Source organism: Bifidobacterium aquikefiri (assembly GCF_002259795.1).
Classification (GTDB): domain Bacteria; phylum Actinomycetota; class Actinomycetes; order Actinomycetales; family Bifidobacteriaceae; genus Bombiscardovia; species Bombiscardovia aquikefiri.
On record NZ_MWXA01000001.1, the window covers coordinates 102,460 to 127,549 of the forward strand.

General features: G+C 58.3%; 29 protein-coding genes. 12 read left to right on the forward strand and 17 right to left on the reverse strand.

Annotated elements, in window-relative coordinates:
- Positions 1-46 precede the first annotated feature (46 nt).
- The gene (locus BAQU_RS00465; protein ID WP_094692175.1) at positions 47-1,348 is read right to left on the reverse strand and encodes a Y-family DNA polymerase; all 1,302 of its coding nucleotides are present in this window, start codon (positions 1,346-1,348) and stop codon (positions 47-49) included.
- A 387-nt stretch (positions 1,349-1,735) separates the two neighbouring features.
- Here BAQU_RS00465 and BAQU_RS00470 point away from each other — a divergent pair, with 387 nt between their 5' ends.
- The 7 genes from BAQU_RS00470 to BAQU_RS00500 all read left to right on the forward strand — a co-directional run bounded on the left by BAQU_RS00470 (position 1,736) and on the right by BAQU_RS00500 (position 5,195).
- Complete coding sequence (locus tag BAQU_RS00470) at positions 1,736-2,185, forward strand: hypothetical protein (protein ID WP_094692116.1); 450 nt, start codon at positions 1,736-1,738, stop codon at positions 2,183-2,185.
- Positions 2,186-2,230: 45 nt separating this feature from the next.
- Positions 2,231-2,578, forward strand: a complete 348-nt coding sequence (locus BAQU_RS00475; RefSeq protein ID WP_143241927.1) for a globin family protein — start codon at positions 2,231-2,233, stop codon at positions 2,576-2,578.
- Positions 2,578-2,928 carry an LPD28 domain-containing protein gene (locus tag BAQU_RS00480; RefSeq protein WP_094692118.1) on the forward strand — a complete coding sequence of 117 codons (351 nt, stop codon included), beginning with the start codon at positions 2,578-2,580 and terminating at the stop codon, positions 2,926-2,928. Before BAQU_RS00475 ends, BAQU_RS00480 begins: the two co-directional genes overlap by 1 nt.
- A gap of 164 nt (positions 2,929-3,092) precedes the next feature.
- On the forward strand, positions 3,093-3,323 hold the full coding sequence (locus tag BAQU_RS10360) for a hypothetical protein (protein WP_094692119.1): 231 nt from the start codon (positions 3,093-3,095) through the stop codon (positions 3,321-3,323).
- 5 nt (positions 3,324-3,328) lie between these two features.
- Complete coding sequence (locus BAQU_RS00490; protein ID WP_094692120.1) at positions 3,329-3,637, forward strand: hypothetical protein; 309 nt, start codon at positions 3,329-3,331, stop codon at positions 3,635-3,637.
- A 13-nt stretch (positions 3,638-3,650) separates the two neighbouring features.
- Entirely contained in the window at positions 3,651-4,364 is a 714-nt protein-coding gene (locus BAQU_RS00495) for a hypothetical protein (protein WP_094692121.1), read from the forward strand.
- Positions 4,365-4,820: 456 nt separating this feature from the next.
- Complete coding sequence (locus BAQU_RS00500; protein ID WP_143241928.1) at positions 4,821-5,195, forward strand: hypothetical protein; 375 nt, start codon at positions 4,821-4,823, stop codon at positions 5,193-5,195.
- A gap of 105 nt (positions 5,196-5,300) precedes the next feature.
- Here the strand turns inward: BAQU_RS00500 and BAQU_RS10365 are convergent, their stop codons facing one another.
- The gene (locus BAQU_RS10365; protein ID WP_158215585.1) at positions 5,301-5,759 is read right to left on the reverse strand and encodes a hypothetical protein; all 459 of its coding nucleotides are present in this window, start codon (positions 5,757-5,759) and stop codon (positions 5,301-5,303) included.
- Positions 5,760-5,881: 122 nt separating this feature from the next.
- Here BAQU_RS10365 and mobC point away from each other — a divergent pair, with 122 nt between their 5' ends.
- Positions 5,882-6,247 carry a plasmid mobilization relaxosome protein MobC gene (mobC, locus tag BAQU_RS10370; protein ID WP_158215586.1) on the forward strand — a complete coding sequence of 122 codons (366 nt, stop codon included), beginning with the start codon at positions 5,882-5,884 and terminating at the stop codon, positions 6,245-6,247.
- A gap of 1 nt (position 6,248) precedes the next feature.
- The gene (locus BAQU_RS00515) at positions 6,249-7,679 is read left to right on the forward strand and encodes a relaxase/mobilization nuclease domain-containing protein (protein ID WP_094692125.1); all 1,431 of its coding nucleotides are present in this window, start codon (positions 6,249-6,251) and stop codon (positions 7,677-7,679) included.
- Between the two features lie 161 nt (positions 7,680-7,840).
- Here the strand turns inward: BAQU_RS00515 and BAQU_RS00520 are convergent, their stop codons facing one another.
- Positions 7,841-9,274 (reverse strand): WD40 repeat domain-containing protein, encoded by a 1,434-nt coding sequence (locus BAQU_RS00520; protein WP_143241929.1) that lies wholly within the window; start codon positions 9,272-9,274, stop codon positions 7,841-7,843.
- A gap of 112 nt (positions 9,275-9,386) precedes the next feature.
- Positions 9,387-11,594, reverse strand: coding sequence for a glycoside hydrolase domain-containing protein (locus BAQU_RS00525; RefSeq protein WP_158215587.1), 2,208 nt, complete (start codon positions 11,592-11,594; stop codon positions 9,387-9,389).
- Positions 11,595-11,921: 327 nt separating this feature from the next.
- On the opposite strand from BAQU_RS00525, the gene BAQU_RS00530 reads away from it, so the two are divergent.
- Complete coding sequence (locus BAQU_RS00530; protein ID WP_143241930.1) at positions 11,922-12,581, forward strand: hypothetical protein; 660 nt, start codon at positions 11,922-11,924, stop codon at positions 12,579-12,581.
- Here the strand turns inward: BAQU_RS00530 and BAQU_RS10240 are convergent.
- Positions 12,545-12,853: a hypothetical protein gene (locus tag BAQU_RS10240; RefSeq protein WP_143241931.1), complete on the reverse strand. Its 309-nt coding sequence runs from the start codon at positions 12,851-12,853 to the stop codon at positions 12,545-12,547. The two genes, BAQU_RS00530 and BAQU_RS10240, sit on opposite strands and share 37 nt — an antisense overlap.
- 40 nt (positions 12,854-12,893) lie before the next feature.
- On the opposite strand from BAQU_RS10240, the gene BAQU_RS10245 reads away from it, so the two are divergent.
- Positions 12,894-13,304, forward strand: a complete 411-nt coding sequence (locus BAQU_RS10245; RefSeq protein WP_143241932.1) for a hypothetical protein — start codon at positions 12,894-12,896, stop codon at positions 13,302-13,304.
- Positions 13,305-13,391: 87 nt separating this feature from the next.
- On the opposite strand, the gene BAQU_RS00540 is transcribed toward BAQU_RS10245, so the two are convergent.
- From BAQU_RS00540 to BAQU_RS00570, 7 genes are read right to left on the reverse strand one after another with little or no spacing between them, the layout of a single operon-like run.
- Positions 13,392-14,774 carry a hypothetical protein gene (locus BAQU_RS00540; protein WP_094692130.1) on the reverse strand — a complete coding sequence of 461 codons (1,383 nt, stop codon included), beginning with the start codon at positions 14,772-14,774 and terminating at the stop codon, positions 13,392-13,394.
- Positions 14,775-14,786: 12 nt separating this feature from the next.
- Positions 14,787-15,467 carry a hypothetical protein gene (locus BAQU_RS00545; RefSeq protein WP_094692131.1) on the reverse strand — a complete coding sequence of 227 codons (681 nt, stop codon included), beginning with the start codon at positions 15,465-15,467 and terminating at the stop codon, positions 14,787-14,789.
- Between the two features lie 28 nt (positions 15,468-15,495).
- Positions 15,496-16,998: a CHAP domain-containing protein gene (locus tag BAQU_RS00550; protein WP_094692132.1), complete on the reverse strand. Its 1,503-nt coding sequence runs from the start codon at positions 16,996-16,998 to the stop codon at positions 15,496-15,498.
- A complete protein-coding gene (locus BAQU_RS00555) occupies positions 16,998-19,514 on the reverse strand; it encodes a VirB4-like conjugal transfer ATPase, CD1110 family (RefSeq protein ID WP_158215588.1) in 2,517 nt (838 codons plus the stop codon). Before BAQU_RS00555 ends, BAQU_RS00550 begins: the two co-directional genes overlap by 1 nt.
- Entirely contained in the window at positions 19,405-19,827 is a 423-nt protein-coding gene (locus tag BAQU_RS00560; RefSeq protein ID WP_094692134.1) for a PrgI family protein, read from the reverse strand. The genes BAQU_RS00555 and BAQU_RS00560 overlap by 110 nt, the downstream gene beginning before the upstream one ends.
- A 3-nt stretch (positions 19,828-19,830) precedes the next feature.
- Complete coding sequence (locus BAQU_RS00565; RefSeq protein WP_094692135.1) at positions 19,831-20,667, reverse strand: VirB6/TrbL-like conjugal transfer protein, CD1112 family; 837 nt, start codon at positions 20,665-20,667, stop codon at positions 19,831-19,833.
- 7 nt (positions 20,668-20,674) lie between these two features.
- Positions 20,675-20,875: a hypothetical protein gene (locus tag BAQU_RS00570; protein WP_094692136.1), complete on the reverse strand. Its 201-nt coding sequence runs from the start codon at positions 20,873-20,875 to the stop codon at positions 20,675-20,677.
- A 78-nt stretch (positions 20,876-20,953) separates the two neighbouring features.
- Between BAQU_RS00570 and BAQU_RS00575 the strand changes: the two genes are divergently transcribed.
- Positions 20,954-21,256 carry a hypothetical protein gene (locus BAQU_RS00575; RefSeq protein ID WP_094692137.1) on the forward strand — a complete coding sequence of 101 codons (303 nt, stop codon included), beginning with the start codon at positions 20,954-20,956 and terminating at the stop codon, positions 21,254-21,256.
- On the opposite strand, the gene BAQU_RS00580 is transcribed toward BAQU_RS00575, so the two are convergent.
- The 5 genes from BAQU_RS00580 to BAQU_RS10375 form a co-directional block, all read right to left on the reverse strand.
- A complete protein-coding gene (locus BAQU_RS00580; protein WP_094692138.1) occupies positions 21,251-22,963 on the reverse strand; it encodes a VirD4-like conjugal transfer protein, CD1115 family in 1,713 nt (570 codons plus the stop codon). The two genes, BAQU_RS00575 and BAQU_RS00580, sit on opposite strands and share 6 nt — an antisense overlap.
- A 3-nt stretch (positions 22,964-22,966) precedes the next feature.
- On the reverse strand, positions 22,967-23,413 hold the full coding sequence (locus tag BAQU_RS00585; protein ID WP_094692139.1) for a hypothetical protein: 447 nt from the start codon (positions 23,411-23,413) through the stop codon (positions 22,967-22,969).
- Entirely contained in the window at positions 23,410-23,754 is a 345-nt protein-coding gene (locus BAQU_RS00590; RefSeq protein ID WP_094692140.1) for a hypothetical protein, read from the reverse strand. The genes BAQU_RS00585 and BAQU_RS00590 overlap by 4 nt, the downstream gene beginning before the upstream one ends.
- A gap of 6 nt (positions 23,755-23,760) precedes the next feature.
- On the reverse strand, positions 23,761-24,735 hold the full coding sequence (locus tag BAQU_RS00595; protein WP_158215589.1) for a DUF3801 domain-containing protein: 975 nt from the start codon (positions 24,733-24,735) through the stop codon (positions 23,761-23,763).
- Positions 24,736-24,874: 139 nt separating this feature from the next.
- Positions 24,875-25,018 (reverse strand): hypothetical protein, encoded by a 144-nt coding sequence (locus BAQU_RS10375; RefSeq protein WP_158215590.1) that lies wholly within the window; start codon positions 25,016-25,018, stop codon positions 24,875-24,877.
- Positions 25,019-25,090 lie beyond the last annotated feature (72 nt).

Below are 25,090 nucleotides of genomic sequence, written 5' to 3' on the forward strand. Positions count from 1 at the left end.
TAAAAAGGTGCTCCTACCATGCTCACAGAGAGACAGCGTTAAAGGATCATCGTGCCTTCGCCACGGCCAGCTCATCCCACCGTGTGGTGCCTCGGTTGCTGAGGTGGTGTCGTTTCATGTTCCATGCGGCGCCGGTTTCCTGGCGTGCCCTGCCCTTGCCTTTCATGCCGGCCCAGCCGATGCCGACGCTTTGCAGCCCGAATTTCCGGTTGGCCTGGTCGAGGATCGTGCCCAGGCCATTGTCACGCTTGGCGTCCATCCCGTCGAAGGTCGTGTATGACGCGGCGTCGGTGAGTGCGCCGAGCATGACGCCGGCCCGCACGTATCTGGCGTGTGGGTCGATCATGCGGGGGAGTGTGCCCACGGCTGCCCTGGCGATGGTGAGCGGGTCGTCTGCCGGGTCGGTGAGGATGATGCTGCCGCTTCTGGACTGGTAGTCCTGGTTGAAGGGGCTGGTGGCGATGAACACGGTGACCATGCCGGCCAGGGATCCTTGCTTGCGTAGCCGGATGGATGCCTGCTGCGCGTAGGTGCTGACTGCTGCGGAGAGGTCGGGCAGGCCGGTTATGGGCTGGCCGAACATTCTGCTGCACATGAGCTGCTGTTTCCTGGTGCCGTCGATGGCGTCGAAATCGTCCAGTTCGATGGAGGGTATGCCTTGCAGTTCCAATACCGTGCGTTGCAGGAGCACGGAGAACAGGTGACGGATCCTGGATGGATCCGCGCGTGCGAGGTCGCCGGCCGTGGTGATGCTCATGCCTTGAAGCTTTCTGGTGAGGCGTCGGCCGACGCCCCACACTTCCGACACGTCGATCCGGTCGAGCACGTCCGGCTCCTGGGATCTAAGCAGATCCCAGTCGCCTATGCCGCCGCCCTGGTGCTTGATGTAGTGGCTGACGATCTTCGCCAACGTCCTGGTGGGGGCGGTGGCGATGGTGAGCGGGATGCCGATGCCTTGCAGCACCGTTTCCCGCATTCTTGTGCAGACGATCCTGGTGCGCTGCGGATCCTGGAAGCCTCGCAGGAAGCATTCGTCTATCGAGTAGATCTCCTGGCCGGGAAGGGCCGCGGCCATGAGCCGCATCATGCGCCTGGACAGGCTCGCATACAGTTCGTAGTTGCTGCTCCTGGCTATCACGCCATCATGCTGTGCCTGGCCTCTGATCTTGAACCAGGGCGTGCCGTTGCTGATGCCGAGCAGCTTCGCCTCGCGGCTGCGCGAGACCACGCACCCGTCATTGTTGGAGAGCACCACGAGCGGCCGGCGTGCGAGTTCGGGGTGGAACACTCTCTCGCATGACGCATAGAAGCTATCCGCGTCGGCCAGCACGAACATGCGTCCACTCATCGGCATCACCCTTCTTCGAGGACGTTCATTCTATCTGCCGGCCGCGATGTGATCCGCGTCTCCCGGATCACATCATTCGATGAGCTAGGGGAGACGGACTGCCCGCAGAGGGACAGACCGGTTTTCGTCGCCTTACGGCCTATGGCGGTAAGGCTGAACAGGTTGGATGGTGGGGTTTTCCTGCCACCTTCCACTCTGGCACAACCCGCTGCGAGTCAAGCCGGATGTGTCCCGGCCCACGCCTCGCTTTCGTCTTCGGGGATATAAAAGCGTATCCCCTTGGGCTTCGCTCCCCATGTTCCGATCCACACACGGCTTGACTCTCCGCTTCCTGTTGTGCCGGCATTCCAGGCGTCAGGAAAACAGTTGGATACACAAAGGAGAGTCATGATGACGAACACGTTCTGCGACGACTTCAGGGCAATGACCGCCGAGAGGATGGCCGGGTCGATGGAGGACATGACCTACGCCTACGAGCAGACCAGAGTCCCCAAGGCACACTACAGGAAGATGCTCGCCACCGGCATCGAGCAGGTGATGGAAGCCAGCGTCGAAATCAACTTGATACAGCCCTACATCAGCATCATCAAGCAGATGATAAACGAAAACCCCAAGAGCTTCTACAAGGCACTGCTGTGCATCGACGCGAAGGTGACCATGACCACTATCCGCACCAGCGAATGGGAAGCACTGGAAGACATGTGGCAGTCACACCAATCGAAGGACGACCCCAACCATGGCGGCCACCTGCCCAAGGCCACCATCGACACGTTCAAGGACATAGCCAAGCACGGCCTCGACCAACTCAGCAACGAGCTTGACGACAAGCAGAAATAGCCAATCAACAGCAATCAAATGAAACAGAACCAAGGAGAGAACATCATGGCAAACACCTACTACCACTGCTCAAGGTGCGGCAGACAAGTCGAAGAAAACGAAGCATGTGACGAACACTTTACCTGCGAATGCCGATTGGAACCACAACCAGACGTCAAGACCACGACTGCGGTCATCAGTCTTGAAAAGCTCGGCATAGCCGCCTATGAACCAGACGAGCAGGAAATAGAGGACGCGCTCATCAACGACTATTACGACACACTCAGGTACGAGCAGGGACGTGCCGTGGCCGACCAGTGGGAAAAGGAAAAGCGCGAGGCATTCCACCAATGGATGCGACACCACGATGAACAAGTCATCAGAAATCAACAGAAGAAGGAAGGTGAAGACTGATGGCCCGCCCGAACGGAACGGAGGAACTGTATTCGATACGCCTTGGAATCGAGGCGCGGGAAGCGCCAGTCGCCGCACTCTACAGTGACCTGAGACTGAACCCCGAACAGGTTCCACACGGCTGGCACCGGTATTCGATTCGTGAGACGGACGGGGGCAGCGGGGAGCCGGCCACCATCGAACGGCATGTGCTGGTGAACCATCTGATGGACATTCTCACCACGGAAAACCTGGACAGCCTCATCGAAAAAAACGACGGCTGTCTGAACATCAGCGACTACGACTACGACGATTCACATTGCGTATCATTCCCCAAATCGATTCTTTCGCCACGATACTTCCACGACTGAGCGTCACACCCGCCGCACAGCAACGGCGGGCACACCCCACCGTCGCCATCGCGCGATGCAGGGGGAATGGAGCGGCCCACGGCTGCACTGACCATCGAAAGGAGCATCCGCCAAACGCGGACGCAGACACATGAAGGCGGCCGAACAACGTGGCCGCGTCCTCGATGCCTGAAGAGAAGAGGCGAGGCATCGAGCAGGAGATGGAGCAGCCTTCGGCTGCGCTTTTCTGTTTTCTTTTTGACCGGTCGGCTATCGCCTTGGATCATATCGAAGTCGCGGAACCCGTCAACGCGACGCACGCGAGCAAGCTCGGAGCGTCGCTTATGACGGAACCCGCTTTGTTCGATAACGCTTCGCTTGACCAACCGGCCAAAAAGAAAAAACAGGGGGGGTAGAACTCATGAGCCGCACACTAAGAATCAGCATCGAGCAGCCATCAGAGAGCAACCATACATGGAACAAATGCGACACCTATGTGCATAGCGAGGGCATCGGCAACGATGACGCAGACCAAATTATCTCATCGATGGACACGATTGCGCCCGACGTGTGGCATCTGGAAAACGATTGCGGCGACGAGTGGGAAATCAGCACGGAACAATACGAACAACTGCAATCAGAGCATGAGAAATGCAGTCCATCACGGTTCACCCTTCCCGACTTGCCACAGACTTTCACCACCGATTACGTCACCGTTAGCATCAACTAAGGAGCAGCACATCATGACTACCATCATCAAAGCAAACAGCTTGGAACAGGCGAAGAGCAGACTCGAACGGGTCAGAAGCGAACGGGAAGCGACCGAACAGGCGGCACGCGACGAGGCGCATGCGATACCGTTCGGACAGCCGAACATCGAGGGACGCGGCAACATCTACAAGCATGTGCAGCAGCAGTGGGACAGGACGCGCCGCCTCGCTGACGAGGAAGAGCGTGCAGCCGACCGCGTGGACATGCTCGAAATGGTCGAGAAGTTCAAGGAAGATAACGAACGGTTGCAGGATGTTCGCGTGGTGGGACGCACAGGCTGGGCAAGCGTGGGAGCCGCCACGAGCGTCAACAACCTTGACTATTTCAAAGGCAGGCTAGCTCAGATGATAGCCGACAACGAGGCAGTGAAAGCATGGAACAAGAACCACAGGGATGCGAAGCGTTGCACGTTCGGCAGCAAGATAACCGCCCTGAGAAAAAAGGTCGCCTATCTCGAAGCAGTGAAAAGCAAGGCCGACAGCACGCCCGTCAGCGAGCACAGCCAGCAGCTCATCGACAGTGGCAAGGTAAGCCAGTGGAAGAAGAAACCAATCTACTATTTCGTGGACGGGCTGCGCAAAGTCGCGTTGACCCTTGATGATAACGGTGACTTCCAGGAATCGAAACGCTACCCAGCATACGAGGACAGCGACCGCGAGACCGTGCAAAGACTCCTGGCACACTGAACCAGCCGGGCACTCCACAGTCAGCGTGGAGTGCCCAAGGCTCGCGTCCCGTGCGTTTCTCGCGCGCCACAGACAACGTGGCGCACTCCAAGCCGCTCTCGCCTACCGGCGACATAGGGAGCGGGTTTCACCCGCGCATTGATGAGCGGAACGACCGTCAAAGGGGCGGTCGCATTAGTGTCTTCATGATCGTGGCTGCGCTTCGCTGCGCGTCTTTTTCGTCCCTTCTTGACTCATTCCACTGTAGCGCCGGTGCTGCCTCATGCAACCCGGATGCGTCGGCAAAGCCGGCCGCCGCGCACGGGCCTTCGGGCCTTCTCGCCACTCCGGTCACACGCCGCAGGCGTGTTCTCTCGTGCCGCTGCGGCTTGCATTCGTGCGCTCCACCGCATCCGTGGAAATCGTTCAAGAAGTTCCAAAAAAATGATTGGAACCACACAAAGAAAGAAGAAAACAATGCAATATCTCAACGACAGCCAAGGACACGCACTGACCGGCACCAACGGGTTCGACGAACCGATAACCTACACAGTCTGCCGGTTCCAAGCAGACAGATCACTGGCACTGATGACGGTGTACAGAGATGAGATGGGCAACATGGGAGCCGACCCGGTAAGCGTCAACCTTATGGCATATGGCTACATTCCCATGCGCGGGCACACGTACATCAACGAAGAATACCTTCAACTCGTCAAACCCCTCATCGACGCTGAACAAGCAAGAATATGCAGCCACATTCATTACGGCTCCTACAATGCCTCAGCGGTAGATATGGAAATACTCATCGACAACATCGAGGAAATCGCAGACCAAAACAGTAAGGAAGAATAGAGACACAAGCCGATACCATCACGAAATTTGCGCGGATAATCGCCCGAAACGAATAAAGAATGCCCCGCTTTTGCGGGGCATTACTGTTTGTCAGTGAAGAACAAATCACGCATCATGATGTACAAAAGCAGGAACATCACTGATCGCATTCTGCGAAGAATCCTGAGATTCCGTTTCCTCATTTGATGATTTTTCTTGCGCATCTTCCGAAGATGAATCACTCGCAGCCGCTTGTCGAATCAAGGATATTTGTTGCGAAGAAAGCTCAAAAAGCTCATCGATTGCCTGCTTGTTCATCCCATACTTATTCGTGAACTTTGCCAATTCCGAGTTCAAAACCGACGCAGCACCCATCATTTTCTTAAGCTCATTGAATACAGTCTTCATATCCTTCAGCTTCTCCGATGCAAGTGCACGCTCTCGTTTCAGCACATCAACACCCAGAGTATTCTCGCTCATTCTCGACGCCATTACTGTGCTCCAATCTCTATAAAAATATGCATTTCCATGCTCAATTATCAATTCTAGTTCATGCACTAGAAGCTCAAAAAAATGACAAAACAAGTAAAACTACCTACTGTGCCCCCTTGGGGCTAAAATGGGTAGCAAGCATAGCATTGGGGACCCCCCAATGCTCATTCCGGCTTCGCCGGACTGCGGGACACCCGAACCCGATAGGAGCAGCAGTGAGCAACGATCATCACAGAAACAGATCAGTAGAGAAGAAAATTCGTTTCACACCTGAGGAGTGGCAACAGGCGTCGGCCATCCTTGACCAGGTTCGTGAGTATCGGCCGATGTCGCTGAATGAGTTTGTGTGTCAGTCGGTGTTGGGCAAACAGATCACGTTGATTGCTGTGCCTTTGGACTATACGAAGATGGAGGTTCAGGTCAACAAGATCGGTGTGAACGTCAACCAGATCGCACATCGAGTCAATGCACAGGATTATGCAACCTTGGAAGAGGTCAGTAAGGTGAAGGCCGAGTTGGCTGAAGTGCATCGTCTCGTCGGTGAGGCGTGGAAAAAATTCAACGAACAGCAGGGCCGATAGGATGGCCGTAGTCAAGATCGGCCAGGTGAAGCAGACGCTTTCCAAGGCCATGCAGTACATCTGCAACCCCGACAAGACCCGGGACATGGAGCTGGTGAGCACCAACCTTCCATCCGTGGGCAAAGACCCTACCGCTTTTGCACAGTATTTTCTTGAAGAGCAGCACCGAATCGAAACAGGCCGCGCCCCGACGAAGACCACACTGGTGCGCGCTCACCACATCATTCAGTCGTTCGACCCGGGTGACAACATTACCCCGGAGAGGGCGCACGAGCTGGGCGTGGAGCTGATGGAACGCATCACCGGGGGCATGCAGCATTACGTGATCGCCACGCATACCGACCGCGACCATATCCACAACCACATCATGCTCAGTCCGGTGAACTTTGAAACATTGAAACGAGTGAAGGTGCCGCGCACCTATCTCAAAAGGCTCAGAACAATCAGCGATGAGCTATGTCTGGAAAACGGGTTGAAGGTGATCCGTGAGAAGAAGGTCAAGTCGTACGGCAAGACACGTCCCGACCTGTACACGCAGTTGAAGGGGGAGAGCGTCAAGGAGTCGATCCGTCTGCGCATCGACCAGACGGCCGGCCGTGTGGAGTCTTTCGACCAGTTCAAGCGCGTGCTGCGCTCCACGGGAGTGTTCACGCACGTGCGTGGCAAGTATCTCACGTTCGAGGATGCGCAGACGGGCATGAGGTTCCGGGATGCGAAGCTTGGCGAGGCGTATGACGAGATGAGCCTGATGGTCAAGATCGGCCAGGAGAGTCTGGAATGCATCAGCTTCAACAGGGGCATGATCGCCAGGCAAGATTCCAGGACGGTGAGCGTATGGGTGCCGGGCACCAGGCGCGGCAAGCGGCTGGTGATTCCACGGCAGCGTCTGGTCGTGGACGGGCAGACGATCCGCGCATGGCTGCCCAGGGATTCGGAACAGGTCTTGAGTGACAGCCGCGGACGGTTCATGCAGCAGGTTCCCACGGAAGGACTCTACGAATACTTCACGCCACCGAGCCTGAACATCGACAAGCTCATACGCAACAGCTTCCCCCAGATCTACACGGCCAACCCCGCGCAGCGGAAACGACTCATGGCACAGGCCATCAAGGTCGAGGAAGTCAACAACGTGGTCAGAGAAATCAATACGGTACGCGAATACCTCCTGGAAGGCGGAATGAGCAGCAGGCAGGCCGTGGCCACCCTGGGAGCAAAGATCCGCGAAAGACAGGACGACCTCCAAGCGCTCATCGTGGCAAGCTGCGAGGAAGGCCTGAACCCTGAACAGGTCGAAAGCCTGGACAAACAGATCAGAGGCAGCGAGAAGGAAATATCAGACCTCGCCCGACAAGTGAAGGCGCTGACCGGACGCGAGCAAAGACTCACACAACAGGAGGGGCAGCGGCGGCAGGGGAAGCACCACGGCAGATAGCAGCTCACAGGTCTGAATCGTGATGTGATTCGTGATCCCAATTGCAGTTATGGTTCCAGAGACCAGCGGGTGGTGTCGCTACACCTGACCTTTCCGCTCGTCACCTTGGGTGTTGTGATGGATTCCACCTGTTTCTGCACAGGAGTTTGTGGCCTGGAAGATCAGTGGCGGTGGTGTGGCGTTGCTGCCCGGCGGCGAGTGTGAAGGATGAGCAGGGTCGGGAGTGCGAGTATGGCGATGAGTGCCAGGATGATGCCGATGCCGGCGGCTGCGTGTTCCTGGATCCAGGCGAGGGGCTGCACGGCGGTGTGTGTGGGAGTGGCTGTGGGTTTGGCCGAGGCGCTGCTCTTGCTGTTCTTGCTGCTGGTGTCGATGGTGCGGCCGGTGTTGACGATGTCGATGCTTTCGCCTCCGTTCAGGGCGATTCGGCTGCCGTCGGGGGAAATGATGATTGATTCGCTTCCGGCCGCGTCGGTTTTTACTGTGCTGACGGTGCCTGTGGCGGTGTCCGTCGCCGTGAGTTGGAAGTTGTCGGCGATGGATCCGTATATCACGGTGCCGTCGGGGGACAGTCCGCACATGTATCCGTTGGCGCACACGTTGCTCTTGACCTGCGTGGTCTTGTCGTTGGCCGTGTCGGTCAGTGTTGCCTTTCCCTGGCCGTCGGCGGTGAGGATGACCGTTCCGTCCGGGGTGGATGCAAGGTATGTGGCGGCCAGGGGTATGGTCAGCCGGTGCCGTACCGTGCCGGTGGCGGCGTTGACGAGGAGCAGGCTGGTCGTGGACTCCTTGCTGACTGGTAGGTAGAGGGTGCCGCCGTCGGGGGATGCGAGGGTGTTGGCCCCGTGGATGAGGTCCATGTCAGTGGGGGCGGTGCCGTAGTCCTGCTCCACGCTGCCGGTCGCCGTGTCTATGCGTACCCATCGTGGCTGGCTGGTGGTCGTGGCCATGAGTGCCCCGTACAGGCTTGTCCCGTCTGCCGACAGGGCGACGGGCGTGAGGAAGGCGCCGTCGAGCTGCTTGAACTGCAGTGCGCTTCCAGTGGCGTTCGTGTCGATCGCGGCGATCCTGTTGACCTTGTGGCCGGTCTCGTCGGCAAACACGCCGACGACGTGCCTGGCATCGGGAGATGCTGCGTAGTACACCAGCTTCGTGGTCTGCACGCTTGCGGTCACGGTATCGGTGGCGGTGTCGATCCTGACGAGCTGGTTCGTGTTGAGACCGGACTGCACGAGCAGTGTCCTGCCGTCTAGGGAAATCCTTGGGTTCGTGGGGTTCGTCACGTGCGTGTCGATCGTGGCGGTCGCCCGTGCGGCTGCCATGTCGATCACCGTGACCGTCGTGTCAGCATTGCCACTGTCCGTGTTGCCATTGGTGACGTACAGGGTCTTCCCGTCCGGTGCGAGCAGCATCGCGTTGGCATGCTTGCCGACGGGCACGGACGCGGCAACGCTCAGTTTCGCAGCAGACGAAGGCGAAGCCGATGCACTGGCGCCTGCACCCCACGCAGCCGGAGCCATGCATACCACCAGTAGCATCAACAGCACGATGGTCACAGGCATCTGCACGCGCCGCAAGCTTCTCATGAGATTCACCGTTCTTCTCCATTTTCGCATCAACCTGAAGGCAGGCCGTCCGACCCCCATCGCTCGGACGGCCTGCAATGATTCACATCACATCCAATGATCGCATCATATCGGACTGCGCCTACCAGATGGCCCTGTCCGATGGCATGCTTCCGTACTGCAGACCAAGATCCACGTATCCGTTCACCTGCTGGCCTGCAGCATGGAATGAGAACCACGAGGATCCATCCCCCCAATAATCGGCGAGCATGAACAAGATGTGGGTCGCTCCCATCGGCGCATCGGTGTTCCCGTCTCCCTGTTTGAGCGCGATCTTGGTTCCGGCCTTCAACGGTGACATCATTATAGTTTCACCATCTGTTGCGGTATAGCACCAGGCGAGGTCCTGGCTAAGCGTGAATACGGCGTAGACGCTCCCATTGATGGAGGTCGTCGTTGCTGCGGCAAGCGATGATCCTGTGGAGTTATAGTCGGTGAATTCTTTTTGTTGACTTGCCCAGTGGTATAGAATGTCTGATCCCCATGAATCGGATTCGTGAATGAATCCGATGACGATGTTTCCGGCTGAGTTTCTGAAATAGATCTCATAGGTATATGAGCTCGCCGGGATAGGTGAGCCTCCGGCCTCCGCACCGTCCTGTCTGATGTAGATTTCGTTGGGATTGATCTGTCCGATCTGATTTGCCGCGTCCGCGTTCTGTCTGGCGTTGTATACGGGTATCGAGGTTGTGGAAAGATTCACGAGTGTGTGGCGGGCCGCGTTGACGGCATTGTGGATGTCGGGTGATGGGTTGTCTGTACTGGAGGGGATGGCGCTAGAGATGGTTTCCGCCCGGGGTGAGGTGATGTCGTTGTCGATTTCCAGGCTCTGGGATCCGCTGGTGATAGTGAGGTTCGATATCTGGTCGAAACCCCAGTTGGAGGGAAGTCGATAACCCATGTTGCCGCTGAAGCCGGAGGACATGTCGGATACGAAACTGTTGACCGCATACCCCGCTTCGCTAACCCTGCTGCACACGTTTCTCGCCCCATAAATACCGATGCGATACATGTCGCCCATCGCCTGGTGGAGGGCCTGGAAATACGGCAGGATGTTGGTCGTCACATCGGCGTCCAAAGCATCAAAATCAACCGCAACAAAGATCAGGGCGTTCGCCGGTATCCCGAACTCCGCACCCGCAGACTTCACGGCTGCGGCATCCACGGCCCCTTGCGCTGCAGTGAAATAGGACAGGGAATTTCCCAATGTTTGGAAGATGGGGAACACGGAAAGGCCTCCGGCGAGAATCCGTCCGAGCTCGCCGTCCTGCAAAGCCTTGTCCTCCCCGTCGATGATGCCATGCGTGATGTATCGTCCCACCATCGAATAGGAGTTTGCTCTCAGAACTGCCAGACGTGCCGTTGTGATCTCGAATCTCGTGTCGCAGGCCGTGCCCTTCCGGGTGTTGTCGCCATAGCTGATGAGCAGACTCATCCATGTGGCCAGGTTCGCCACCCCGGTCTGCGGCAGTGCGCACAGCTGTTGGAACGCGCTGACATTGCTCGCGGAGAAGCCGCCATCGAAATTTCCACTGCCAAACCCATTGACATACAGGCAGAAGTTGAGCAGACGGGTGAAATCGCTGATCTGGCTGGCCGTGTAGGAGGATCCTGTGTAGCTGGTCTGACCGCCTGTATATGGGATCGTCGGGCAGTAGGTCTTGGTGCCAGTGCCGAAATTGCCGTTGGCGACGCTCGTGGGCATGCCTTCCAACGCCTGTAGCACGAGAATGGTGGCCGTGTTCGTGTCCCTGTTATACAGGCCATCGCAGGGAATGATGCCGACGTATGCCTCGTAATCGCGATTCATTTCCTGCTGGAAGGAGCGCACATTGCTGTCCCCGCCGGATCCGGTGACGATCTGGAACTGATTCATGGAAAGCAGGGCCTTCATGAAGTTCACGCTCACGACGGCATCGGGACTGACCTTGCCAGCATCCTCTTTCATAGTGATCACGGCATCGGCTACGGGTTGGTCAAAATGGTTGTCCAATGTCCCGTAATGTTCGGGATTGTATCCCTTGCACCACAATGCGCCTTGGAGAATCGCATATTTGTTGCTTGTCCCCGATGCCGGCTGCAACGGGTTTTGGGCATACAGGGCCTGCGAGGTGGGACCGAAGTTGTCCGCCGTGTTCTGTATCCCCAATTCAATCTGCAACGCGCGCGTCAACGCATAGATCGTTTGCCAACCCGTGAACCCATCCTCGGTGATCGTGTTGTAGCGGGGATCACCGCCATATGTTGCGTTGAGCCACTGCTGTGTGGCTAGAACCATTGCATCTGCCATGATAGGCATCTCCTTCAGAGATTCATCAGAATCGATAAACCTGTAAGTAACTGAATCTTGAACCGTTCGACCGGCCACGTACCCTTCGCGTGTGACCGCTCTACAAAGAGCGGGAAGAGGCGTCGGCGTATTACCCAAGCCCGTTCCTACCGCTGGAACCGTCGTCCTTGACATTTCCACGATCATTATATGCAGGCGACACACGCTGCAAGGGTCACGGAACATGAACGTGCGATGAGCAGTAAGTGACGTCTGTGAGCCTGCTTCCTCCCAGCAGTATGATTATGGCAGGCTCCGGTCTCATCGGCGAGAATGGGGGCTTATTCTATGAAGGGGAAAGAAATGATTCATCATCAGAACTCTATGAAAAAATGGGCTGCGCCCATCGGTTTTTGCCTCACAGCATTCCTACTGTCATCATTCTTCGTTCCCGCCGTCTCGGCCGACGAGCTATCGGATGATACGCCGGCATCCACTGGCAATGTCGAGCTGATAGAAACCGGGAATGTACTCAACCCCGACGCCCTCATCAACGCAGGATCGGCCACCGACGACGAAACAACCATCAGCCCCATGCGAGTAACAGCTACGACTGACGAACTGGAATTGCAGCCCACCTGGCAAAACCCTGCATATGTGTCTCGAACGTCATCCTCGGGAATGATGTCCCGCGCATCCGTTGTATCAAGCGTGTGCACCACGAAGAATTATAAAGTCATCACCAAAGTCGGCGGGGAAGCAGGATCTGGATACGTATACCAGTGCTGGAGCGGCAAGGGAACCTACACGTCATCAACAGCATTCCCCACATATGGTGGAGGAGTCACAGCAGTCTGCCCCGGCAACAACAAGGGACAGATCTACTATCGTGCCACCTGGGGAGGAAGCTGGTTTTGGAGTCTGGTACGTGGACCCGTCTCCACTAACAGCACCTGCTATTCGTTTGCTGCTCAAATGATGTACAGGAGCATTAGACTCAACTCCTGACAGCCGTTATCAACGGGAAGGCGGAGGCACATGCGTGCAACACTCCTAAGACTCGCACGAGTCGCCTGCATGGCGGGCATAACGATGATGCTCGTCATGCCCGCGGCGGCATGCTCGTCCGTCCGGCAGGCGACGCCCATCGAACCCACCGGATCGTCATCCTCAACAAGCAGGGACACGACGCATGGGGAAGCCCCCTCTCCGGCGGCCAACATGTCATCGACGACCACCGCGTCGCCCAGTCCGACAGGGGCGCAGGAGAATCTGGGCACCTACCGGCAGCTGTTCGCCGACCCCACGCTAGCCCAGTGCATGGCAGAGATCATGGGCCAGCACGTCGACGACCAACTCACCCGCCAGGCAGCCGAAGGAATGACCGGCATCGGCGGCCTCGGCGTCGCGAACGATTCCGGACTTCCCGATACCGAGCATCCCCACTGTGGCATCGCATTGAAGAACGTGACCAGCCTTTCGGGACTCGAACACTTCACGAACATCCAGACCCTCTACCTCGATGGTCTTACACACGTTAGCGACCTGACCCCCATACGAGGGCTCGACCGGCTCATGATGCTCAGGCTCAACGGCACGGCCGTCACCGACTACTCGCAGCTGAACATGCCCAAACGCATCTTCAACCTCGACGTGTACGTCAACCCAGGCCAGCCCACACCCACCATCGCCCAGCAGAGAGCCTGGCGCATCAACATCATCACGCAATGACTTGTCCGGCGATGTGAGAGACCACATAAGCTACGCAAGCCAAAATATCACGACAACGGCGATAAGAGCAGCATGCCAGACGATGAGTTAGAGTCCTGGATCACTGCCACCAATGTTTCCTTCGTCGCTGCCACTACTGGGCACACTCCACGAAGGGGCTGCACTGCTGCCATTCTTGGAAGTTCCTGACGTGCTGGATCCTGATGTGCTGCCGGTTGAATGCCGGCGTGTAGTGGATCCCGACGAATCAGAAGAACGATGATACGAGTTCGAGGACGAAGACGGGGAACCCGAAGATCCCGACGCAGCCTGAGCCGCAGCCTGAGCGGCGGCAGCAGCCTTGTCGGCGGCCGCCTTGTCAGCCGCAGCCTTCGCAGCCACGCTATCGTTCACGCCCTTCACCGGAGCGGCCAGCGTCGCCTGAGCATCCCGATACTTCTTGGGATCCTTCACGCCCTTGTCCGCAAGCACCTTGTTCGCCGCGTCTAGCGACTTCTTCAACGTCTCGCGAGTCTTGTTGTCGGCAACCTTGCCGTGCGACGAGTCCAACGTGCCCTGAGCGGCCTTCACCGCCTTCGCCAGCGAAGACTTCGCATCCGCAAGCGACTTCGCATCACGCGACGCCACCACCACACGAGCAGCCCTAACAATGGCACTTGTGTCGGATTGTATGGCTGAGGCATTTGTGGCGAGACGTTCGGCTTGGCCGGTGAGCTGGGTGGTGGTGAGACTGGACGTGCAGGAGACGGTGAGCTGGTCGGCCATGCTGGTCTGAACTTTTTGAAGCGTGGTGAGGGTCGATGGGGTGGTGAGTTGGGTGGGTTGGATGCCTTTGAGTTCGTGCGCCGTGGCGAGACTCTTTGCACGGGCGGTGATGGCTTGTTCCTGACTGGTGAGTGCCGACTGGCACGATTGGAGTGCCTTGCCGTGCTGTGCGCTGTGCCATGCCTGCATGCAGCCTGCGGCGGCAGCTACAAGAATGAGCGCGCCTGCGAGGATGCAGGCGGCTTTGATGAACATGATGCGGCTGATGGCCGGCAGTCGTCTGACTGATGTTGGCGCCGGCCCGTCATCGTTCATGCTCACGGGATCAAGCTGCTGGGTGGGTGCTTCGTTGATGGGCTGCGTCACCTCGTCGGAGACGGGTAGTGGCTCGACCGCCGTTTCAGGTTCAGGTTCAGGCTTTGGCTCCCGTTCGGTGGCCGGCTGTAGGGCCGTCGTGGCGATGCCGTCCGGCTCCTGGGTGTCAACGAGGGAACCGTCAGGACGGACGACGAAGTGATGCTGCCCGTCCGATTCCAGGACGTTGAGTGCATGATCCTCTTTGAGTGTGGCGGCGTCGCGGACGAGGATCGTAAGTATTGCCGAACGCGCTGCCTGCGCGTCCTGTTCGCGGATCTTGCGTCGTTGCCCGTTGACGGTGAGCGTGGCCGAACCGTCATCGTAGATGGCCGCCGTGCACTGGATCATGATATTGAGTCCTTACTGCTGTTGGGTTTCGTTGACCAGATCGTCAGGGATGCGGAAGCTGAGCTGGTCTGCCGTGGGGTTGACTACCTTGGTCACCAGATCGCTTTTCTCATCGACGGTGACTGTCCAGGTGTCCTTTTCCTCATCGAACTGCACATCTTTCCCGTTCTTATCCGTATACCAGGGTTGGATGGAGGCAGTCACCGTGATGGTATAGGTACGATCCGGTTTCTTGCCGGTGACGTTCTGCACCGCCCAGGTGGTGTAGGCGGTTTCGCCGCTGGGTTGGATGCCTGCCGTATGCGCCTTGGCGAACACGGTGTCCCACAGCGAGATATACGACGATGCGGCCTGCTTGCTCATACCGGCGCTTTCCAAGGTGGTTGCATCGGGCTTGGTGACGGCATCGTTCAGCTTGCTGTATGTGGTTGCAATGGTGGCCACGACGCTGGTCGCTTTGTAGACCACGGCGTCGGGCACGTTCGTATAGCTGTCATCCTCGCCACCCTTGCCACCGTCGCCGGCCCCCGTCGATGATGATGCACTGTAGCCGAAGGCTTTGTTGGCGATGGCTGCCTGCTGTTCACGATTGCGGTTCACGGCGCCGACAATGGCGAACGTGCAGCCCACGATGATGGCCAATACGACTGCCGCCGCGACCCCGATTATTGTCCACTTCTTCTTGTTGCTCATAATGTTTTCTCCTTCTCCTTCTTCTTCTTTAATACCAGTGGGGGCTACGGGACTGCCACTTCTCCCATGCTGCGCATGGTGTCCCGTAGTCAGGTCGTGACTTAATGTAGCCCAGACCCCACTTGACCTGGGTCACCCCGTTGGTCTTCCAGTCAGAGCCGGACGAGGCCATCTTGCTGCCCGGCAGCGCCTGGGGAATGCCATAGGCGCCGCTGGAAGCGTTCTCCGCATCGACGCGCCAGCCTGATTCGTGATCCCACAGCTGCACCAGGCAGTTGTATTGGGTGTCATCGTTCAACGCGCTCTTTGCGTAGCTTTTCGCGTCCGTTCCCGTGCCGCCGGCGGAGCCGGAAGCACTGCGGCCGAGTGGATTGTGCTTGATCACGGCCTGCCCGGAGGCCACATATGAGGCGAGCTGGCTGGTGGTGGGGTTGGTCTGGAAGTATTTGCCGCCTCCATAGTTCTCGATGAGCACGGATCCATCAGAGACCTGCGCGATGTAGCCGACGTGCCCGTAGGGGCCGCCGCTGGCGCCGAGAATGGCGACGCCGGCCGGTATGGAGATGATGTCGCCAGCGGAGGGCGTCGTGGTGACGTTCCATCCGGATAGATTGCCGGCGAGGCCCCATTGGCCGCCGTTGCCGCCCAGGGGAGTGAGCTGCGCCCACTTGTATTTCCAGGGTGCGGCGGTGACGCCGGCATCACGGTTGATTCGCCAGGCCACGAAGTCGGTGCAGTTGCCGTACTCGTAGCCCAGGGGAGACGTTCCGTCGTTGTAATGGCCCTTGTATGGGTAGTCGTCTGTGATCGGATAGTTCGCGCTGCTGGTCTGCGTATTCTGGTCGTTCGCGGCTCCTGGAAGCCAGGAGAACAGTGAGGTGATCAATGTGATCACGGCCATGAGAATCACGATGCCCATGATGAGCGGCAGCGACATGGAGCTGACGGCCGCAGCGACCGCCGTGGCCGCACGGGTAGCCAGGGCAACGGCCTGCCTGGTGATGTTGGCTGTCGTTCGTGCGGCCGCCTGGGCCGTCTTCCTGGCCGCTTTTGCTGTGGCTTTGCGGGCCGTGGATTGCGTTGCCTTGCGCGCTGTGCGCTGGGCAACCTTCCTGGCCGCCACGCTGGCCGCCTTTCGTGTGGCCAGCGTGGCGGTCTTGCGCACCGTGGTCGCCGTCGATCGAGCCGCCCAGACGGTGGTCTTGCGGGCTACCATCGCCCCTGCTTTCACGCCGGTGCGTGCGAAGCGTTTCGCCCCCGTTTGCAGGAGCTGTTTCGACTTGTCGCCTAGGCGCTCGTTCATGTCGCGCTGATCGCGTCCGGTCAGGGTCGGCGTCGTGGAACGAATGCCGCTGCTCAGCTTGGACAACAGCCTGCTCTTCTTGCGCCGTTCGTTCCTCACGATGGATTGTGCGCCGCGACGGCGGCCCAGGGCAGCGCCTTCCCTATGGAAGTTCATGCTGCCCTTGCGTGATTTCACGTTGGGTTGGCCGAACCTTACCATGCCGGCCTGGTGTGTCCTGGCTTTCATCAGGACTCGCTTTCACCGAACTTGGTGGAGAACAGCCGGTACAGGCCGCTCGTGGTGGGAATGCGCCCATCGACGGGCACGGTGGCGCTGCCACAGCGGATCAGGCCGCATCCTGCCGGAATGTTGGTGAAGCTGCGCCGCTGCTCGTCACTGAAATGCAGCAGGTCGCACAGGGTGTCGGCATCGGTCGCGTTCTGCTTCAACAGGTACAGGAAGTTCGAGTTGGCGAGCATGAGCCGAGCGTCATCGTTGGAAAGCAGCTCATCGATGTTCTGCGTGATGCCGGTGGGGATCAGCCCCCATTTGCGGGCACGCTTGTACAGGCTACGGAAGTATTCGCTGCTGAACCTGTTGGAGAACAGCAGGTGGAACTCATCGATGTAGAGCCAGGTGCGACGGCCACGCTTTCGGTTGTAGGCCGTGCGACGCCAGATCTGGTCGAGCACCACCATCATGCCGAACGTCTTCAACTCGTTGCCCAGAGACGAAATGTCCCAGGATACGAGCCGGTTGTCCACCTGCACGTTGGTCTCATGGGCGAACAGGTTCAGCGAGCCGTTCGTGTACAGGTCCAACGCTCCTGCCAGCTCGTGGCCTTCCGCTGACTCTGAGTCCTCCAAAGACTTCTGCAAGTCCAGCAAGGTCGGCTGCACCATCGGCACGCCATCATGGGCTGCGGCCGCATGGGTGCGGTACAGCTTGACGGCACACCGGTCGATGAGCGACTTCTGGGCTGCGGTCAGCCCCTCCTTGCCGCCCACCAGGGCTGAGATCATCTGGAGGATGAAGTCGGCCTTCTCGTGGATGGCGTCACCGTCTGCCATGCCGGACTCCAAGCTAATGTCCATCGGATTGACGGTATCCGTGGATCCGGCGTGAATCTGTATGGTGGTGCCGCCATACGCCTTGATGAGCGGCGCATACTCACGTTCCGGGTCGATGATGATAATGTCATCGTCCGGCCGGGAGAGAAACACGTTCGTGATCTCCATCTTGCCGGACTGGCTCTTGCCTGATCCGGTGGTGCCCAGGATGAACCCGTTGCCGTTCATCTCCTGGGTACGATCCGCGAGAATCACGTTGCCGGACTGCGAGTTGATCCCATACCAGTTGCCGTGCGGGGCCAGCAGCTCCTGCGTAGTGAAGGGGATGATCACGGCCGTGCTCGCGGTGGTCATGGTGCGTCTCATCGGCAGTGCGCGCACGCCAAGCGGCAGTTCGGTGCTGATCCCGTCAAGCGTCATGAACGTGGCGCGTTCCGCCTGGCAGGAATGCTTGCGGATCGCGGTCATCACCTCTTCGGTCACCTGGTCGCAGTCCTCCTTGGTGGTGCCGGTGATGCCGATGATGAGCACGGTGCTGAGGATCTTCTGATTCGACTGCTCCAATTCCTCACGCAACTGGGTGGCCTCGTCCAGACCCTCGGTGAGCCGGTGAGGGATCATGGTCTCGTCATAGTGCGCCCTGCGAGCCTTCTTCTGCTCGGTCATGACCTGCATCTCGAACTCGGCTATCTGACGGTTGAGCATGCCCATGCCGTCAGCCTGATCGAACGGCTCGATATGCAGGCTGATGTTCAGATCGCTCTTGATCGCCGTGAGATCCCCGATGAGACTGTCAGAAAGCCAACGCGGGTAGTCACGCACCCACAGCACCGTGTGATGGGATGAACCCGAACCGTTCATCAGCTCACAGCCCTTGCCGTCAGCATCGAGCTTGATGGCCCAGGGGGCGATGTAATCCTTCGTGTGCATGGACTTGCGGGCTGCGGCGAAATCATCCTCCGTGAACGACGGCACCTCGCCGGGACGCATCAGATGCGATAGCAGCGCGAGCCGCTGCGTACGGTCAAGCCGTTCGACACGGCAGCCATCCATGGCGCTCAGCATGCCCTGGATCTCCCCATAGGCGCGGCTCAGCGCTGCGGAAGCCTTCTCCGCATCGCTTTCACGAACCGTCACCGTCAGATACTTTTCGGTGACCACGCTTTTCCCACTGCCGGAACGCAGCTTGTTCGTGGCGATCCTGTTGAAGTCCTCGCGCCATGCATCGAACCGGTCGCCGGTCAATGGCTTCTGCACCAGGTCGGTCACGTCAGCCTCATCGAGCACGCGGTTGATGACATTCTCCTGGATCCTGGTGCCGGAGCCGAAACTGTTAATAAACTTGGCCCACTGATCTACCAGAGCCTCCTTCGTGTCCTGCGCCGACGCCACATAGTTGATGTCGGACATGCTCATCGTGATCGACCATTCATCCTCTCCCAGGTAGGCCATCCCGTCAGGCTTCATCGCCCTGTACGCAATGACGTCGCCCGTGCGCTTGGGGGCAGCCGACCACACGCCACGGCTCACGTCATCGTAGCCGGTGACGTGGCGGATATGACCCTTGGCTGAAAGATGGGTGTCAGCGTTCTTTGAGGTTTTCCTTCTCCTTCTTTTTATCCTGCTTCTGCTCTCTTCTGCTTCGCTGATCTGCTGGGCGGCCTGCGTCCATCCCTCGGTATTCGTCTGCATAAGTAATGACCTTTCGTGATGCGTAATGATTGATGACATAGCCGATGTACTGTTCGGGCTTCAATCCCTTGGGACGCCACCATCCCCAGGCAGCAATGGGAATGAGTATGGGGAACAGGAGATACATCGCCATGTTGGTGGCCGACGACCAGGATGCGCCATTCGCGTGCAGCGTGAAGGCCGCAGCGGCATAGGCGCCGCCACCGACCAGCACGGCGACGGCGGCCGCGCCAAGCTGACGCCAGCTCATGCCAAACATGACCTTCGCCTCATAGGCGCGAACGTCTTTATAGACTTGTACTTCCAATGCCATGCGTCATCCTTCCCCGACAATGGCTTTTGCGAGGCTGTTCGAGCCAATAACGACCAGCGCCAAGATGATGGGAGCCACGAACAGGTTCCCGAAGTTCTTCATGATAAAGTCCATCGGATCGCTGCCGGCCTTCACGGCACTGGTCACCCACCCGTTGATCAGTGCCTGGTAGAGCTTGATCCCCGCTATGAGCATGACGCCCTGTAGGGTGATCGTCGCATAGCGTTTGAGATAGCCAATGCCGATCTGCTTGGTGTCCTCATGGGCCAGGAAAGCAAGAGGAAGACTGCTGAAAGCGGTCATCAGATCAAGCTGGATGAAACGCCAGAAGATCATCACCGTAGGCAGCACGCCAACGACGTTGGCGATGAGCCAGGGGAACAGCACGATCATCAGCATGGCAGCCTGAGCGCCCCAGTTGGCAGAGTCGATGGAGTCCTTCATCGCATTGCCCAGATTGGCGGTGGCAGTCGTGCCAGAGCCAATCTGGATGTTGCTGCCACTCTTTGCCAGTGAGACGCCGATATTGTCAATGCCTTGCAGCAGCGCCCCACTGATCTTGAGCACCGCCAGCACCAGGCACGCCTTGATCATGACCGCTGCGACCAGGCGCACGCTCAGCATCTTGTCACCGTCCGCACGGGTGGTGGCCTGTTGCAGCATGAGCATGAGCATGACGCTCAATACCAGGGCGGTAATGGGCTTGACGGCCACGTTCTGGAATGTGGTCATCGCGTTGTACATCGTGGCGTTGTAGTCCGATGGCAGCTTGAGCAGATTCTTCGTATCAGCATTGCCACTGCTGATCGCGTTGAGCATGGCTACAATCCACTGATCCATAGCGGCCTCACACCTGGATGTTCAGGAACAGCTGTGCTGCGGCGATGATGAGGCCGCCGCCCACGACCTGCCAGATGCCCGACTGAATCTGTGGCCCCTGATGGTCGCGGAGCGCAAGCCCCATGACGATGGCTCCCCAAACGAGCCACAGTCCGCCGCCAACGGTGACGAATGTTTTTATCAGGGAGAGAATTGTCTGAATGGTCATTGTTTTGCCTTTCTCCGGTCATTAATAATTATATAACATCATTTTATGTATTTATAGTTTTATACTAGAATCGTGTCCATGAGATCTAATGACCCGGCCGATGCACTGCACGCAGTCCTGAATATGCGCCGCTACCTGCTGCTGAGACGCATAGCAGGGGATCCGTCCGGAAGCTGCAAGATCTCACAGCTTCAGGCCAGCCTCCCCGAACAGTCACCGACAGGCATCTACCGAGACTGCCTCGCGCTCGAACGCGCAGGGCTACTGCGCCCCACGGGAGGAATACCACGCCGCGCGCACGTCGAATCGTCATGGGAGCTTGCAACCGACGTGCAGGAGCTACTGACGGCACTGGCAGAGTCCTTCCCGAAGCGTTCATGACCGCTTCTCCTTGTACACGAAGGCAGACGGATCTATCTTCTTGGAAAGGAACGGCCGCACGCCGCGCAGCGTATACACGCACTCGTCCGATCTGATCAGCGCCAGCTCGTCCGTGGTCAGCAGCTCTCGCTTCACCTTGTGCCACGACTTCGTGCTGCTGCCGCTCATCCCATAGCTCTGACTATCCTCGCGCACGTCGATGGTGCCCGATCCGAGCCGCTTGCTCAGCCACTCGTTCGTGGTGTTGTCATTCGACCCGAGGTAGAGGATGGAATCGCAGTTGCCCACGATGGTGTCCCACTGCTCCTTATAGAGGGCCTTGCCCTGACTGTATGACTGCAAGACGATGCACGCGCTGATCCACCGACTGCGGAACGTGGAGATGCGCTGCTCGAAGTCGGGAATCTTGCCGATGTTGGCGAACTCGTCCAACAGGCATTGAATGGGCACCTGCACATGCCCTTCGGGACTGTGGTCGGCAATGTAGATGTTCTCCTCGAACAGGCACTGGTAGAAGATCGAGGCGAGGAAGCTGAACGTGCGATCCGTGTCCGACAGTTCCAGGAACAGTACCGTTTTCTCCTTGCCTATGCGTCCCAGGTCAATGTCATCGTCGGAGAGCATGGCGCGCACATGGCCGACCTGCATCGGGGCAAGCCGGTTGCCCAGGGAGATGATGATGCTTTTCTTCGTCTCGCCGGCACCCTGCGTGAACGGCGTGTACTCCTTGATGGCGAACTCAAGGCCCTGGATGATGCGGGTGGCCTCGTCGTCATAAAGCTCTGGATCCTTGATGAATGCGGCGACCGTGTGCTTCGCGGACTCAAACATCAGGTCAACGTCGAAACGCTTGTTTTCATCCTGCTCACTCGCGCCCATGCGGCCAACCAGGTCGATGACCATAGGCAGCGATGGATCGGTCTCGGAGAAGTAGACGAACGCGATCAGGGCATTCAGGAGGGCACGTTCGGAACTGACCCAGAACGAGTCGGACGATTCCTTGCTGCTGCTGCCCGACGTGTTGTTGATCAGGTTCTCAGTCAATCGCAGGATGGACACTTCGGGATCGTTTCTGCTGAAATACTTCATCGGGTTGAAATGATTGGATTGGGCGAAGTCGATAAGGTTCAGCGTGCGCACCTGGTAGCCGCGTGACGCCAGCTCCATGCCGTAGTCGCGCATGATCTCGCCCTTGGGATCGGTGACCGCATAGCTTGTCAGGGCACGCCGCAGGTTCGGCATGATGAAGAAGCGCGTTTTTCCCGTGCCGGAACCGCCGATAATGAAGGCATTGATATTGCGCTGCGTCTTGTGCGTGTCAATGCTCAGCCCCTCGGTCTGGGTGAATTGAATGTTGTTGAACGCCTTGCGATCCATGAAGGGGCGTATGTCTCTGGCAGTGCCCCATGTAGCTGACCCATGTTCCTCGCCGTTGCGCTCTCTGCGCCACCCCGCGTTATACAGCGCAACCAGGCCGAGCGCGATCAGGCTGACGGCACCGGCCATGAGATCAGCACGGTTCGTGGAAAAGTGCGACGGACGGGAGAGAATGTCGGTAAAGAGACGGTTCATCGCCGTGTCGAGACTCATGCCCTGGGCGCGGTCTGTGCGCACCTGGTAGCTGATCTTGTCAACCATCCAGAACAGGATGACGGCGAAGACGATGCCGATAACGGCAAGATCGCGTCTGTTGCGTGTACGATTCATGATTTACCTTTTCACTGTGTCCATGCGAGCATTGCGCTCAACGTCATGGGTGAGCACACTGCTATCCGACGAGCCGCTTGCAGCCTGCTGCTCATGACTGTGCTGCTCCTGTATGAGGCGCTGTGTGGTCTGATGCAGGAGGTTTCTCACATCCATCGCAGTGCGGCGCCGCGAGGAATCCTCACGCTGCCCGTCACCGCCCTGTGCCGTCCGGTCGGACTGCATCTTGTGTTCGGGGAGGCTGGCCTGAAGCTGCGGCAAGGCCGGCGCCGGCCGGCGCACCTTCACGGGCGGCTGAGGATCGTTGACCGGCATGGTGATGGCCGTGATCCCCTCACCGAACCATGTGATGACCCGTTCTGCCGTGGTGCCGGTCATGGCCTGAAAGAGCTGCAACGACGGCGATCCGGCGTGAGCGGCACCGACCAGAACGCGAGCAGTGGGTTTCATGCTTCACTCTCCTGCCAGGTTTCACTAGTTTCACCAGTCATGGCCTCAATGTTGACCACGGCCGTGATTTGGCCCGAGTTTTCTTTCTTCTCGCGCACAAGTCCACGGATCCAGAGCAGATCACCACGGGTATATTGCTTGGCCTGGCAATATCTGGAAACAGTGCCGCGCGCACTACAGGGAACACTCACCAGACGATTGCCGCCAATATCGCAGGTCACTAAAAGATACGTAACTTCATTGCCGTCGCTGAAACTCAGATGCTTCGGTTCCTTCAACAGCGTGCCTGTAATCCACACTCGTGCCCCGGCAGGCAGCACATCTTCTTCTTCCTCGCTCATGGCCGTTCACCTGGCTCTCGTCTTGGTCGCCGTTTTCACCGGTGCCGCGTTGCGTGCCCGGTTGATGCGCTCCTGGGTGTCCTGTTTCAGTTCCCTGCGCACGTCGGCGGCAGTCTTCTTGCGTGGCATGGCCTTGGACGATGAGCGGGTCTTTGCCTGGACGGGCTGCTGCGCGGTCTCGCCATGCTCCTTGCCTACAGCGGGCATCTTCTGGGTGGAGGCCTGCGCCACCTGCTCGATGCCGAGCTGCTGATAGTTGCCGACACGGCTTGTGTCGAAGTTGGGTACGTTCTGCGCGTAGGAGTCGATGAACTGCTTGACGGCCGGCGTGCATGATTGCGGGAACGTGAAAACCTGCTGGCCTTCCCCGCCAGGCTTCACCGTGAAGGGGATGGAGAGCTTGGTGAGATTGTCGCTGATAATCTTCGCATCCCGATCCCATTGCACGGTCTTGAACGGCATCGAGAACTTGGGGGCGTCGGCCGCAACGGTTTCCGGCACGAGATCCGAGGCTTTCGTGACCGCCACATCCTGTGCGGTCTCATTGATGCCCTGAGCTTGCTCAGGCACCGTCACCGGGTCGATGCTAGCCTTGCCGCTCACGGTCGCCAACGCACGTTCGAGCGAGTGTTTGACCATATCGGCGTCAGTGCCTTTGAACACGATGTAGTACTTGCCGGTATCGGGGTTCTTCTCGATCCCGTAATGCAGCCCATATTGATGCAGTTGATTGCGCACCGAGCGCATGTCCTCACGGGAGAGCTCTTCGGTGAAATGAAGGTCGCCGCCAGCCTTCTTCGTGAGTTTCACTACTGATTCACGCCCTTGCCGCAGCGTGTCCTTCGTGGTTTTCCCTATCTTGGAGACTGTCGTTGATGTGGCCGCCGCAAGTATGTTCGCCGCCTTCTCGCTGACGCGCAGGATAAGGGTTGCTCCCTGCATGGCCGCGCTGAGCACGCTTTGTGCGATCTGTTCTTCCATGACCATGATGGCCTTCGCTTTCGTTCAAAAGAATGGTTGAAATATTGAAGGATGCCCCGCCCGCAGGGGAAAGCAGACGGGGCATCATATGGCCGGCGGATGTTCAGCCGGCCGCTGATGGTGACGGTTGGGGAAACCGTCAGTGCCCTGCATGAGGGCCGGTGCGGTGGTTGATCGCATCGAGGTGTTCAAGCTGTCTGTCTCCTATCGCGGCAGCCCTGCACAGCGATAGCACCATAAGTAGGCCGAATGACACTGCGAGAACGGCCACGATCCACAGCATGATGGCTCCTTTCGAGACTGGATGAATGATGATTGGGGGGGGGATGCCTCGCCCGAAGAAGAGAGAAGAGGG